This window comes from Stutzerimonas stutzeri, from assembly GCF_013522825.1.
GTDB classification, from domain to species: domain Bacteria; phylum Pseudomonadota; class Gammaproteobacteria; order Pseudomonadales; family Pseudomonadaceae; genus Stutzerimonas; species Stutzerimonas stutzeri_AK.
This window is the reverse complement of sequence record NZ_JAAMQZ010000011.1, coordinates 37850-50059: the sequence shown is the minus strand read 5'-3', so window position 1 is coordinate 50059 and position 12210 is coordinate 37850. Positions and strand designations below refer to the sequence as shown.

Genomic DNA, 12210 nt, shown 5'->3' with positions numbered 1-12210 from the left:
GATCAAGGAATCGCCAGCCGGCGCGTCTGGTCACCGGCCTGGAACACGGCGGTGTTGCCGTCGATGGTCTGCAACTGCCAGCGCCCGGCATGCTCGCCGGGAAGCAGCACCTGGATCTGCCCGGCCGAGAGCGGGTCGGTGGCGGGGGCGATGGAAACGGCGCGCTGCCCGGCGCGCAGTTCCGCACCGATCAAGCGGAAGGGAAACGGCACCTGTGCCGGTGCCGTCGTCGTCGCCCTGGCGGGACGCGGCGCTGCGGGCGTGCGCGCGGCGGTCTGGCGCTGTGCCTTGAGCTGCTCGACCTCGCTGTGCAGTGTCTGCAGGGCCGCCTCGGTGGCGTAGCCGGCCAGCGACTGTTCGAGACGGGCGATGTCGGCTTCGAGGCGCTGGCGGGTGTCCTGCAAAGCTTCCTGCAAAGCTGCCGTGGTCGCCGCTTCGGGGCGGGCTTGCAGCGTCTGTACGTCGTCGGCGAATTCGGCGAGCCGGCCTTCGAGCACCTGCAGTTGGCGTAAGGCCGAATCAACTTGACTCTGACCGGCCAGGTCGCCCGCAACGCGGAAGTTGACGAGCACCAGTGCGCTGAGTCCGACCATCCAGGCCCACAGCAGCAGGTACAGCACGAAGGCCGCGCGCGAACGCGACGCATGGGCCACTGCGCTCATGGCTGGCCTCCGTCGACGATGGGAAAGGTCTGCACCGGCGCGGCCAGTGGCGTGTCGGTCTCGGGATCTGCGGAGGGCTCGCCGGCAGGAACGAAGCAGATCTGGCGCGCCCTGTCATCGACCTGTACATCCCAGGCCGGCCCGGCGAGCGTGAGCAGTGCGTCGCGCAGCGTCATCGGCCCCAGATACAGGTGCGCCGCCGGCAGCGGCAGCGAATACAGCTCGATCACCGCATGGGCGTTCTCGCAAAGCTGGTAGCCGCTGCGCTGGAGTGCGTGGCGCAGGCCGTCGCCCACCGTCGCTCTGGCATCCGCTGGCATCGCCACGTCGATGACCTGCAGCAGCAGGTCACGCTGGGCCGCGGTGGGAACAAGCTCCACGAGCGTGTAGCGGCCATAGCGCACCACCGGAATCAGTTCAGGTGACTGCGGCGCTGTGTCGGCTTCCTCGACAAGAGGATCAACGGGCGGTGCGGCGGTGGTGGCGCAGCCGCCGCTCAACACAGCGGTGATCAGCAGGCCGCTGCCGGTCAGGCGCCGTAGAAGTTGGGTTGCTGGCATGGTTCGGCTCTCGATGGCGATGAGCCGATACCTTCGCCGGGCAGACCGAATCGTTCAGCAAAGAATACGAAAGAGTCTTGGATCGCTTTGTTCGCGGGTGTAGGTTGGAAGTATGAGTCTTCGGAGGTTGAGTCAGCGCAGGCTTGTAGGGAAGGCGGTGAATAACTAACGGTGTTGCCGACGATGGGCTGATATTATTCGTAAGACATATTGCAGGGGGTGTGCATGCGGATCTCACGCGTTAGGCTGATCAATTTCGCCAATTTTTCGGATGTTGATATAAAGACTGGCGATAGCATCGTTATCGTTGGTGAGAATAAAGTCGGAAAAAGTAACTTCATTCGTGGATTACAGCTGATTCTCGACCCAGGATTGTCCGAGCGTGACCGGCAATTGAGCATAGAGCACTTCTGGGATGGCCTGGTTGAAGACAAGATCGGTAAAATCATCGAAGTCTCGGTGGACTTGACCGACTTCACTGATAACCCGCGGTTGATGGCTCATCTCAACGATTGTGTGATTGATCCAGGCCCACCCATGACGGCCCGTCTCACCTATCGCTTCCAGCCCAAAGCCGGACTGGGACGCGCTCCGGAATCGTTGAAAGACTATGAGTATGTGATCTTTGGTGGTAACGACCCCGAAATGCACGTCGGTAGTGCGTTTCGCCGCATGTTGCCAATAGACGTCCAGGTGGCACTGCGTGATGCTGAGAAGGATCTCGCGAGTTGGCGCAATTCACCATTGAGACCCCTCATCGAAGATCTTGCCGAGTCGTTGGACGAAGACGCCCGTGAGGAGATTCAAAATCAGGTTGACGACGCACAGCGGGAACTAGCTGGCCACGCCCAAGTGGTTGCGACGGCGAACCGGATCAGCGAGCGGTTGATCTCCATTGCTGGTGAGCAGCATGCTGTGCCTGTGTCGCTTGGACTCGCTCCAACTCGGGTGGATGCGCTGCTTCGCAGCTTGCGATTGTTAATTGACAATGGAATTCGCGGCGTCGGTGACGCTAGTCTGGGAACCGCGAACCTGATCTTCCTGGCATTGAAGAGCCTCGAACTCGACCGCCTCGTGTCTGACGGAGAACGTGACCATACATTCTTTGTGGTTGAGGAGCCCGAAGCGCACCTGCACCCGCACGTTCAGCGCCTTGTCTATCGTTATTTCCTTGGCACCGGAGGGGATGAAAACGAGGAAGATGCTCCGCTAACAACGATCCTTACAACTCACTCCCCACACATTGCAAGCGTTACGCCGATTAGATCCATCGTTCTGCTACGTCATGACGTGGGGGCAGGCAAGACTGTCGCCGTTTCAACTGCGAATGCGCCGTTCACACAGAGGGATGAAGAAGATCTACAGCGCTACATTGATGTCACGCGTGGCGAGATTTTCTTTTCTCGGGGGGTCATTCTGGTCGAAGGCGACGCAGAGCGTTTCCTGGTCCCCGCGTTCGCTGAGGCGCTTGATATCCACCTCGATATGCTTGGGATTACCGTGTGCTCGGTTGGCGGAACTAACTTCACGCCGTATGTGAAGCTCCTAGGCCCTGAAGGACTGGATATTCCTCATGTCATCCTGACGGACTATGATCCGGTCAATGGCAAGGCTCCGCTGGTTCGCCGGCGACTGATCAATCTTCTTGACGTGGTTGAAGACGAGTACGACCACTCGGAGATGGAGACAGATGACGTAATTGAGCTTGCCGAGGAGTTCGGATACTTCGTGAACGAGAACACACTGGAAACGGAGTTGTTCGCCGGTGGGTTGGCTGAGTCGATGCGGGATGTAATTCAGCAGGAATTGCCGCAACTGAGGCAAGCAACCCGAGAAGCATTGCAGCAGTGGGTGGATGACTTAGACCAGGTCGATGAAGAACGGCTGCTGAAGCTTATCGAAAGAATCGGAAAGGGACGATTCGCTCAGGCCCTTGCACGCTCAGTGTCCGAGGATACTTGCCCGCACTACATCCGTTCCGCGCTGGAGCATATCCGCAATGCCGTCGCGTAGTTTCAGCACAGCCTACCTGGCCCAGGCTGCCGAGCTGGCCGGAAATCCTGGTCAGTTGGCGGCGTACAACTCCCAGGGACATTGCGTGGTGCTCGCCGGCCCTGGAAGCGGAAAAACCAAGACGCTTGTGCTGAAGCTGGCTCGCATCTTGGCCGAAGACGTGCAGGCACCGCGTGGTGCTGCGTGCATCACCTACAGTCAAGAGTGCGCACGCGAATTAACCCGTCGGCTTGAAATGTTGGGGCTGCGGGAGGCGCCAAACCTGTTCATCGGCACCGTCCACGGATTCTGCCTACGCCATCTGTTGATGCCATATGGACGCTTAGCTGATCTACCGATTCAGTTTCCCCTCTCAGTGGCATCCCAGCGAGTGAGTGATCGTTTGATCAGGCAGTCCGGAGACGAGCTCTTTGGGGCCAACCATCCTTACAAAGCTATCGATCTTGGACGGCATCGCCGATCCGTACTGAACCGAAACAGCGTTGCCTGGCGTAGCGAGGAAGAACTTGCCGCCTGGGCCGAAGCCTACGAGGCGGCACTGCGCCAAGGGGGGCTGATCGACTACGACGACATGGTGGTCTATGGCCAGCGCCTGATCGCTGAGCATGATTGGGTACTGCCTCTGGTGCAGGCGAAATTTCCGGTGCTGGCGGTAGATGAATATCAGGATTTGGGGGTTGCACTCCATCGCATCGTCAAGCGCCTGGCTTTTGATGGTGGCGTGCGCTTGTTCGCAGTCGGTGATGCAGACCAGTCGATCTACGGTTTCACAGGGGCCGATGGCGCGTTGCTCATGGAGCTAGCTGAGCGTGAAGACATCGAGCCGGTCAGACTTCAATTGAATTATCGCTCAGGGGCAGGCATTGTCAGCGCTTCAGAAATGGCGTTGGGTGAGGATCGTGGCTATCGGGCGAACGACCCGACCCGTCAGGCGACTATCGAGTTTGTGCTGTGCCCTGATGGGCTCGCAGATCAGGCCGCACACGCCGTCGCGCAGATCATTCCGGTGGCCTTGGACTCCAAGCCAGGACGAACGCTGGGCGATATCGCAATCTTGTATACGGACTATCGCGCAGGCGATATTGTGGCCAAGGCCGTGGCAGCCGGCGGTTTCGATTATATCCGCGTGGACACCGCCGCGCCTTACCGTAAAGTTGCCTTGACGAGTTGGGTAGAAGACTGCGCCGCATGGTGTGCGGGTGGCTGGCGTATCGCGCGTCCGCAACTGCGTGGATTGATCGACCGTTATCTCGCATTTCATCGAGCGAACTTGGACGATGCGCAGGCTCGACGCGAGGGGCAGGAGCTAACCGCTCTGTTGTGGGCGTTGCGCGCCGATCAGCAGTCCGCACGTGATTTTGTCGCATCACTGCGCAACGGCATCTTGGATCGTCTGTTGGTTGCTGAATCGTCGCTTGCCGATCAGAAGGAACAACTGGATCGCATGACGGCGGCGCTTGCCGAAGGTGGCGCGCTGGCTACGCTGGACATTGCGAGTCTGGGCGGACGTGATGGTTCGCCGGATCACCTGAACCTGCTGACACTTCATTCCGCTAAGGGATGCGAGTACGACGTGGTCATTATGGTCGGTCTCGACTATGGGAGTTTGCCATGGCGAAAACTGAGTCCAGAGAAGTTGCGCGAGAGTCGCCGGCTGTTCTATGTGGGACTCACACGCGCCCGCGACGAGGTTCACATGCTGTACTCGGGATTCGTTGAAGGGCGCTATGGTCCGATGCGCCATGGGCGCTCACCATTCCTGGATGAATTAGAGGCACGAATGCGTGCTGCGAACCTCTGAGCGACTATATAAGGGTTGGGGCTGTATCCGAATCGCATGGGCTCCGGATGAGTTAATACCGGTTCTTAACTAAATATCTGCCGCGCGCTGGGCTGCGGCACGTTCGCGCGCAAGTTGGGCGGCACGAGACATCGCATCTAGGTTGTCGATGCACCAAAGACCATCTACGCAAAGAAAGCGATCACTAAGCACTGCTTCGAGTAAATCCGGAAGACTGGCGGTGAAAAATCCAGCACCTGTGATCGTGGTGGTCGGCTCCAACTCGAGCATTGCTATAGGCACATCTGCGAGACATGGGCCGAAGTGCCCGGCTGGAGGGAATTTTCCTCCGAACTCGGTCCGCAGTCGCTCCTTGCTCATGCTCCTCGTGAGAGTGCTGTATCTCTCTTGTCTTAGCAACCAAAGCGCCTTGATGCCCTCGGCCCGATATTTCTTTTGCCGGGTACGGTAGTCACGCAGCGACTGATATGACCTTTGGATCTCGATAGCCAACTTGGCCTCGCCACGCTCGCCCCAGACATCGGCTTTCCAGCGGCTGGTTTCGCTGCTCCCTGGAACCTCAACCGAGGCTCGGCAACCAAGATCCTCCAAAACGCTGCGCACCAGTATCTTGGCCGCGAGGTGCCACTGGCTTTCTTCGGAAGTGCTGCAGGCACCGCTTAGATGCGCGAAGAAAGGATGGCCATTGGCACTGATCTTGGGGACGGCTGGAGCATTGCAGCATGGCATTAGCAGATCGCCGACGTGATAGTTCCGTTGCAGCCCCAGCCACTGGGCCTGCGACATGCGCAGTGCATTCGCGACGCCAGTGCCATTCGCGTAGGCTGCTTCGATCACCATGACCATCATGCCCCTCGAGATCTGCGTATGTCCGCCCAGTTTAACGACCCCGACGCTGGGCGTCATGGCGACGATTGAAGGTACTGTGCAGGAATAAAAAAAGCCGGCGCCCAGAGGGACGCCGGCATGAACGAGAGTATCAGGCCGCGACGAGTTGCCGGGCCAGGGCGACCTCGATCGAATCGCCGTCCTGGTTGAGCACATCCAGCCCCGATTCCGGGACGTCGCCGGAGGTGCTCTGCGATACCAGGATCTTCTTCGCCATCAGGGCCAAGCACGTCATCTGCGACGTGGCCGCATACCCCAGGTAGATCACCTTCACATGCTGCTTCTGGCCGATCCGCCATGACCGGCGCGCGGCTTGTTGCAACGTGTAGATGTTCCACCCCGACTGCATGAACACAATCGTGGGGAACTCCAGCAAATCCAGGCCGGTTTTCACCAGTTCCGGATTCGTGATGAGGACGTCGATCCCGCGATCGAGCTGCTCGGCAATCCAGTCTTCGCGGCGAGAGGCATCCACGCTTGCGCGCAGTACCGCCACCCGAAAACCCTCTTGCTCCAGCAACATCTTCAAACGGCTGGTGGTATCGCGCGTGCCGGTGTAGACGGAGTACACCAGGGTCTTACGACCCGCGGCTTTCTCCTCGCGGCAGATGTCGATCAGCTCACGCTCTTTCGGCATGATCTCCAGCTCGTTGAACTGGGCCGGTGTGAAGGCCAGGACCTGGCGCGTACGCGGGTGGCGCACGGTTTCTGCCCGGAAGCAGCAGTCGGACCACGCCAACAGCACATTGAGGACTACGCCCAGCAAGGTGGTATCCCGCTTGCGCAGGGCCTCCTTGAGTTCCGCCGTCAGGCTGGCGGCCAGATTGCGGTAGGCGTCGGCCTGCCCGGCATCCATGGCGACCTCCCGGAACTCTTCGTCATACGGCGGCAGCACGCCGCCGATGTCTCTGAGCTTGAGGAAGATCGTGTACGGCAGCACGCAGCGCAGTACGCCTTTCGGCCCGAACCCGGGTGCCTTGACCGTTCTGACGGTGATCTTCGAGCCTTTGGCGGTCTTGTGGGCCGGCCCGTTGCTCTCGGAATAGATGTCCTTGAGGACACCATGGTCCCTCATAAACGCCATGGCAGCGGCATTCATGCTGCCGCTGGCGCTCGGGCGGTAACCATCTTCGATCATCCTCGCGGGCAAGGCCCGGAACAGCAAATGAAAGAGATCGTCTGCATAGCCCCCCATGAGGGTACCGGTTAGCAGTACGGTCTTGCGTGCCTTGGCTGCGATGACGCCCATCGCCTGGCCCTGCGCCGATCCACCCGTTTTGTATTCATGGGCTTCATCTGCGATGAGCAAGTCGAAGGTGCTTTGCGGCAGATACCGCTTCACATATTCCGAGGGCTGATAGCCGCCTTCTCCGAAGCCGAACTCCATTGAGGACATGGCGCGTTCCATGCGCTGCGCCTGCCGGTCGGAAAACACCAACTCCCCGCGCTCGTCCATCAGGTTGATGAAGTTGTGCAGGTTGTCGCCGAGCATCGACGCCAGGAACGAATCGCCGAAGGTCTTCATCAGCTTGTTGGCCGTGGCCTCGCCGATGGTCGGGATTCTCTTCAGCGCACGCAGCACCGCCGAGGACTGATCACTGCCCGACAGGCTGCGCGGCCGCATCAGCGTCCAGAGTGCGCCGTCGCAGACATTGCACTTGCGGCGGATTTCTTCCGCCTCCAGCTCCAGAACATTGACCGGCTCGCCGTCGAGATCAGTGACCACCGTCCCGCAGTGCGGGCAGGCGCCGACCATGCCGTAACGGGTGTGTTTGCGGACGAAGGCGGGCTTCCAGTGGAATCCCATCCGCATTCTGACCCTGCCGATGATGAAGAACTCCTGCCCTTCGGCCGGCACGTTCAACTGCTCGCGCAGCTTGATCAACTTGAGCAATGTGTCCGGGCCGTTGAGCACCCAGACTTTCGCACCGGCGACGGTTTCGAGGATCTCGCGCCGCCATTTGTAGACAAGATGGGGCGGGCTGAGGACGAGCGTGCGGCGATAGCCTTCCGCGTTGAGCACCGCCCCTAGCGCGATGCCGACGGTGGTTTTCCCCGTCCCCATCTCGCCATTGACGATGGCCGCGCGCTCGCCCTGATTGACGAGCAGTTCGGCGGCCGCATGGACGACCTCGGCCTGGGCGGGGAACAACTGCCGCTTGAGACTGGCGAGGACGAGCTGGCGGTTGGCGCGCGGCACACCGTTGTAAACGGGCGGATTGGCCCGGTTGAGGGAGTCGAGTAACTCATCCCCAAACTCGGTGACGAAATCCTGCAGGCTGAAAGACAGATCGCTTTCGCTGTCCGCAGGGTTGAACAGATCGCCCGTGGCGGGCATGGAAGGTGCGGCGGGGGCCGCTTCGAGTTGCATGGTCATGGTGATGCTCCAAAAAAATGGGGCATGCACCGCCCCCAGGGGCGATGGATGCCCCTGGGGGTGAAGGTGGGTGGACGGCGCGCAGCCGCCCGGAAATCAATACTCGCTGGGTAACAACAGCGTCGTGACGCTGCGGTCCCACTCAGTGATGATCCAGAGTTTCAGATCGGGATCGACCTGGTACGAAGAGAGCAACCGGGCCTCGCCCGATGCCAGCGCGGCATCGTTCGATCGCCGATCGTCTTCGTCGAGGTCGCCCCAGTCGCCGCTGAGGTGGCGGCGAAGGTACGGGCTCGGGTTGAGCCGTCCCTGTTCGACCAGATTGGCCACGCCGACGGTCATGACCGTCGCGCCCGGCGAGAAGCGCAGATTGGGGGCCGCGCTGATGGACATTACAGTTGCCATGGTGATAGCTCCTTCGATGAAAGAAAGGGCCATGGCGTCCCCATCGGGGCGACATGACCCCGGTGGGTGGATGAAATGGGCTGGTGCTAGATCGAGGACTGCTCTTCGGGCAGTTGGACCACGGTGGTGCGGTGATCCTCGCTGGTCATCACGATCAGCAGCAGCTGCGGCGTGATCCTGTAGCGAGAGATCATGGGATTGTCCTGGTCGAGTGCCACATCATTGACCTGGCGGGTGGTCTCGTCGACATCGCCCCAATCGCCGCGCACATGGCGCTGCACATAAGGCAAGGGATCGATGAGGCCTTTGCTGGCCAACCAGTGCACCTTCTCGCTCAACCTCAGCGAACCGAGGGCGAACAACGGACGGGCTTGCGGCTCGCGCCGCGCGAACAAACGCGAAAGCATGGGAGTTCTCCTTCTGGTGGATGAATGAAGCAAGGCGGCGAGCCGCCCGATGCGATCAGTGGATGGTGAGAATCCGGCCGAGGGTGGCCGAGTCCGGGGACAAGTCCCAGGCACGAATCACGGGGACAAACTTGTCGGTGAGGATGCGTGTCTCTGCGATTGAACCGTCATCGCGTTCGCGATATTCGGTGGTCGTCGCCTTCTGCTTGTAGGTGTCGCCTTTCACGGCCAGGGTGCGGCCGTTCTTCGACTGCACGACACCGGAGATCGCGCCGGCCGCGAGGGCCAGTGCCAGGTGCCACTGGGACAATGCGCGCGCCGGGCGGCGCAAGGACTGCTGGGCGGCACCCAGATGCGTCTCGAACGACGGCCACAGACCATGCAGGCGCTGCACTTCGTCGGCGAACTGCGCCGGCTCCATGCTCAGACGGTAGAAATGCTCCGGCTCGTGCTGGGCGACAGGGACGACATACGGAAGCGATGGCCATACGGGTGGCAGTTCCTCCGCTTCCAGGTCGCCTTGCCCGATCTGCAACAGGCGAGCACGGACGTTCTTGACCTCATCGCCCACCAGCTCGCGCTGGCGGACCCGGCGACCGAACACGACCACCTGCTTGAACTGCGTATCCACCGCTCGGTAGATGCGCAGATCGGCAAAGTGCCGCGTGAGCCAACCGACCAGTTCCTGGTCAAGCACGTAGTGCGGGACGATGAAAACCAGGATGCCGTCGTACTGCAGCAGTTGCAGCGTGCGCTGATAGAACAGCTTTTCCAGCCGTGCGCGGCCCTTGCCGTCGTAGCCGATGTTGCCGTTCGCATCCTTGGACAGATCCCCGTATGGCGGGTTGAGCCACAGCAAACCGAAGCTCTGGCGTGCGATCAGGGTGTCCATGAGGTCGCCCTGGATGCAGTGATCGACGAGCAGACGCGCATGGTTGGCGCGCTCCGGGTCGAACTCCACCGCATAGGCGGTGACTTGGTCACGCCCGAGGGCATGCGCAGCCTCCGCGATGGCGACGCCTTCGCCTGCACAAGGATCGAGAATGCACATCGGCCCGTCGCCGGGCGCCAGTGCGCTGAGCGCTCTTTCGAGCGTGGGCTCGTCGGTCGGAAAATATCCAGCCTTGATGAAGTTGCGGGCGAGCCGCGGGAACATGAGTGCCATAAGAAATCTCCTGGAGCGGGGATGAAGGAAAGCGGGTGCGTGTCGGTCACACGCACCTGCCGTGGGTCAGGCCACCGCTTCCAGCGACCGTTGGGTGGTCGCCGGCTGCGGGAGCGGATGGGCGGTCAGTACGCCCTGGCGGATCAGGCTGCCCAGCGCTTCGGTGAGCGCTGGCACGTCCAGCCCCAGACGAAATCCACGCAGCGGCCCGAGGGCCGTCGGCAGGTCGCGGAGCATGTCGCGGTCTCGCAGCAGTGCCAGCACCGTCCCTTGCCAGTGATCCAGCAAGGGCAGCGGGCACGTCTCCTTGACGAGCAGCCAGAGGCGCGACGTAGGATCGGCCGCCGCGTGCGGCAACAGTGCGAGCGCGCTGGTGGTGGCCTTGTCCGGCCGGATGCAGCGCCGATCGAACAGCCAGAGATTGACGAGCGACCCGAACAGGGTGCGGCGATAGCTGCGGGTCAAGCGCTTCTCCAGACGCTCGACCGAGGGAACGAACACGGGCACGGAGCCGCCCTGGTCGGTGACGAGATGGAACTGGTCCAGTCCATCCTCGTCGCGGCCCAAGGTGAGCCGGGCGAGAAACTGCTGGATCGCGGTGTCCCGCGCCCAGACCGATAGAAAGACCAGATCGCCGTCTTCGCCGCAGACGCAAGCATCGGCCATCACGTCGCCGCATTCGTCGATGCGGTACAGCAACTGTGGGGATGAAGGTGCAGACATGGTGGAGTCCTCAATGAAGTCAGGGGCACCACCACCCGCAGGGGCAGTGAATGCCCCGTTAGGGATGAAAGAACGCGGACTACTCAGAGTTCACGTTCGGTGAACGAACCGTCGGCCTGATGCTTGACTACGCGGTTGCCGACATTTCTCTCAGCGTCGTGCTGGACCTCGATGAACAGGCTTTCCGGCACAAGGATCTGAAAATGACGTAAGACCTCACGGTAGTAGTCCAGGTCATGGTTGAACGGATCGCTCTCGTGCAGATTGCTGTACAAGAAGTCGTCGCTCTCGACCTTCATGGTGTCGTCGATCAACTCGGTTGGCTTCTCGATGACCAAGAAGAAGTAGTTCATCGGCCGATCCCAGCCGAGTAGTACGGTGACGGGAAATCCTTTGTGGAATGTGTCGAAGTAGTGCCGACTCATGGTGAAGCTCCTCGATTGAAATAGCCGGGAACCTCCCCATCGGGGTCGCCCCGGCGGGTGGATGAAATGCCGCGGATGCGGCAGGACGATCAGGCAGCCTGCGGTTCGGGTGCGAGTTGCAGGTTCCATTGCTGGGCCGTGGCGTCGAAGGCATAGCCCAACTGGTTGAGCCGCGCGATCTGCAGACGTAGGGTGCGGCGATCGATGGTCGAGTCGAGTTTCACCGACTCTTCCAACGGCCAGAGAATGCCGAACAGCGCCGCGTCGTCGCTCTCGGGACCACCCGAAGCGGCCACGGTGGCGGACGGCGTATCGACGCCGAATGGCGTGGTATCGACCAGCGGGTCTTTCGATGCCTGCACGGGCGCGGGCTCCGGCTTGGACCGGGACTTGGATTTCTCGGCTGCTGCCGGCGTTGTCGCCGGTGGCGTGCCCAGCTCTTCATCGAGCGGATCGACGTCCTGTGCGGCGAAGGCGCGAGCCTCGGCCTTGCTCAGCTTGTCGATGCCCGACAGGGTCATGCCGTCCAGGTTGGCGCGGATTTCAAAGCGCATGCCATCGCCAACCGGATAGGCCTTCGGATAGATGTAGCGGATGACGAACTCACCCTCGTACTTCCCTTCGGGGTACTGCTCCAGTTCCGGGTCTTTCACATGGAACAGTCCAAGGCGGGTCGTGAGGCGACCGACCGTGAACCGTCCGTTGCGGCCCGGGATGGTGCGGATGGCGAGTTGGCCGCGGACGATGAGGGGCGGATCGGATTGAACGGCTGCTGTAGCCATGG

At 61.1% G+C, this 12210-nt stretch carries 12 protein-coding genes; 2 read left to right on the top strand and 10 right to left on the bottom strand.

The features are described from left to right. Positions 1 to 2: 2 nt before the first annotated feature. Entirely contained in the window at positions 3 to 662 is a 660-nt protein-coding gene (locus tag G7020_RS09030; RefSeq protein WP_015879482.1) for a hypothetical protein, read from the bottom strand. Next, entirely contained in the window at positions 659 to 1222 is a 564-nt protein-coding gene (locus G7020_RS09025) for a PilL N-terminal domain-containing protein (RefSeq protein ID WP_015879481.1), read from the bottom strand. Before G7020_RS09025 ends, G7020_RS09030 begins: the two co-directional genes overlap by 4 nt. 225 nt (positions 1223 to 1447) lie before the next feature. Between G7020_RS09025 and G7020_RS09020 the strand changes: the two genes are divergently transcribed. Continuing rightward, entirely contained in the window at positions 1448 to 3235 is a 1788-nt protein-coding gene (locus G7020_RS09020) for an ATP-dependent nuclease (RefSeq protein ID WP_015879480.1), read from the top strand. Beyond that, positions 3222 to 5036, top strand: a complete 1815-nt coding sequence (locus G7020_RS09015) for an ATP-dependent helicase (RefSeq protein ID WP_015879479.1) — start codon at positions 3222 to 3224, stop codon at positions 5034 to 5036. Before G7020_RS09020 ends, G7020_RS09015 begins: the two co-directional genes overlap by 14 nt. A 69-nt stretch (positions 5037 to 5105) precedes the next feature. Here G7020_RS09015 and G7020_RS09010 read toward each other — a convergent pair whose 3' ends face one another. The 8 genes from G7020_RS09010 to G7020_RS08975 all read right to left on the bottom strand — a co-directional run bounded on the left by G7020_RS09010 (position 5106) and on the right by G7020_RS08975 (position 12208). Further along, on the bottom strand, positions 5106 to 5885 hold the full coding sequence (locus G7020_RS09010; protein ID WP_232068225.1) for a competence protein CoiA: 780 nt from the start codon (positions 5883 to 5885) through the stop codon (positions 5106 to 5108). 130 nt (positions 5886 to 6015) lie between these two features. Next, positions 6016 to 8301 (bottom strand): helicase-related protein, encoded by a 2286-nt coding sequence (locus G7020_RS09005; RefSeq protein WP_181083852.1) that lies wholly within the window; start codon positions 8299 to 8301, stop codon positions 6016 to 6018. Positions 8302 to 8397: 96 nt separating this feature from the next. Continuing rightward, a complete protein-coding gene (locus tag G7020_RS09000) occupies positions 8398 to 8706 on the bottom strand; it encodes a hypothetical protein (RefSeq protein WP_106763505.1) in 309 nt (102 codons plus the stop codon). A gap of 86 nt (positions 8707 to 8792) precedes the next feature. After that, positions 8793 to 9113, bottom strand: coding sequence for a hypothetical protein (locus G7020_RS08995; RefSeq protein ID WP_015879475.1), 321 nt, complete (start codon positions 9111 to 9113; stop codon positions 8793 to 8795). 55 nt (positions 9114 to 9168) lie between these two features. Further along, the gene (locus G7020_RS08990; protein ID WP_181083850.1) at positions 9169 to 10278 is read right to left on the bottom strand and encodes a DUF6094 domain-containing protein; all 1110 of its coding nucleotides are present in this window, start codon (positions 10276 to 10278) and stop codon (positions 9169 to 9171) included. Positions 10279 to 10344: 66 nt separating this feature from the next. Further along, positions 10345 to 11001: a hypothetical protein gene (locus G7020_RS08985; RefSeq protein WP_181083848.1), complete on the bottom strand. Its 657-nt coding sequence runs from the start codon at positions 10999 to 11001 to the stop codon at positions 10345 to 10347. Positions 11002 to 11084: 83 nt separating this feature from the next. Continuing rightward, positions 11085 to 11426 carry a hypothetical protein gene (locus G7020_RS08980; protein ID WP_003296476.1) on the bottom strand — a complete coding sequence of 114 codons (342 nt, stop codon included), beginning with the start codon at positions 11424 to 11426 and terminating at the stop codon, positions 11085 to 11087. An 89-nt stretch (positions 11427 to 11515) separates the two neighbouring features. After that, the gene (locus tag G7020_RS08975; RefSeq protein ID WP_003296475.1) at positions 11516 to 12208 is read right to left on the bottom strand and encodes a DUF3275 family protein; all 693 of its coding nucleotides are present in this window, start codon (positions 12206 to 12208) and stop codon (positions 11516 to 11518) included. Between the last annotated feature and the right edge of the window lie 2 nt (positions 12209 to 12210).

What these genes read in the sequence shown, in the direction of transcription:
- G7020_RS09030 (WP_015879482.1), bottom strand. Translation starts at nt 662, where the DNA reads ATGAGCGCAGTGGCCCATGCGTCGCGTTCGCGCGCGGCCTTCGTGCTG.
- G7020_RS08990 (WP_181083850.1), bottom strand. Translation starts at nt 10,278, where the DNA reads ATGGCACTCATGTTCCCGCGGCTCGCCCGCAACTTCATCAAGGCTGGA.
- G7020_RS08980 (WP_003296476.1), bottom strand. Translation starts at nt 11,426, where the DNA reads ATGAGTCGGCACTACTTCGACACATTCCACAAAGGATTTCCCGTCACC.
- G7020_RS09025 (WP_015879481.1), bottom strand. Translation starts at nt 1,222, where the DNA reads ATGCCAGCAACCCAACTTCTACGGCGCCTGACCGGCAGCGGCCTGCTG.
- G7020_RS08985 (WP_181083848.1), bottom strand. Translation starts at nt 11,001, where the DNA reads ATGTCTGCACCTTCATCCCCACAGTTGCTGTACCGCATCGACGAATGC.
- G7020_RS09015 (WP_015879479.1), top strand. Translation starts at nt 3,222, where the DNA reads ATGCCGTCGCGTAGTTTCAGCACAGCCTACCTGGCCCAGGCTGCCGAG.
- G7020_RS09005 (WP_181083852.1), bottom strand. Translation starts at nt 8,301, where the DNA reads ATGACCATGCAACTCGAAGCGGCCCCCGCCGCACCTTCCATGCCCGCC.
- G7020_RS08995 (WP_015879475.1), bottom strand. Translation starts at nt 9,113, where the DNA reads ATGCTTTCGCGTTTGTTCGCGCGGCGCGAGCCGCAAGCCCGTCCGTTG.
- G7020_RS09010 (WP_232068225.1), bottom strand. Translation starts at nt 5,885, where the DNA reads ATGATGGTCATGGTGATCGAAGCAGCCTACGCGAATGGCACTGGCGTC.
- G7020_RS09020 (WP_015879480.1), top strand. Translation starts at nt 1,448, where the DNA reads ATGCGGATCTCACGCGTTAGGCTGATCAATTTCGCCAATTTTTCGGAT.
- G7020_RS08975 (WP_003296475.1), bottom strand. Translation starts at nt 12,208, where the DNA reads ATGGCTACAGCAGCCGTTCAATCCGATCCGCCCCTCATCGTCCGCGGC.
- G7020_RS09000 (WP_106763505.1), bottom strand. Translation starts at nt 8,706, where the DNA reads ATGGCAACTGTAATGTCCATCAGCGCGGCCCCCAATCTGCGCTTCTCG.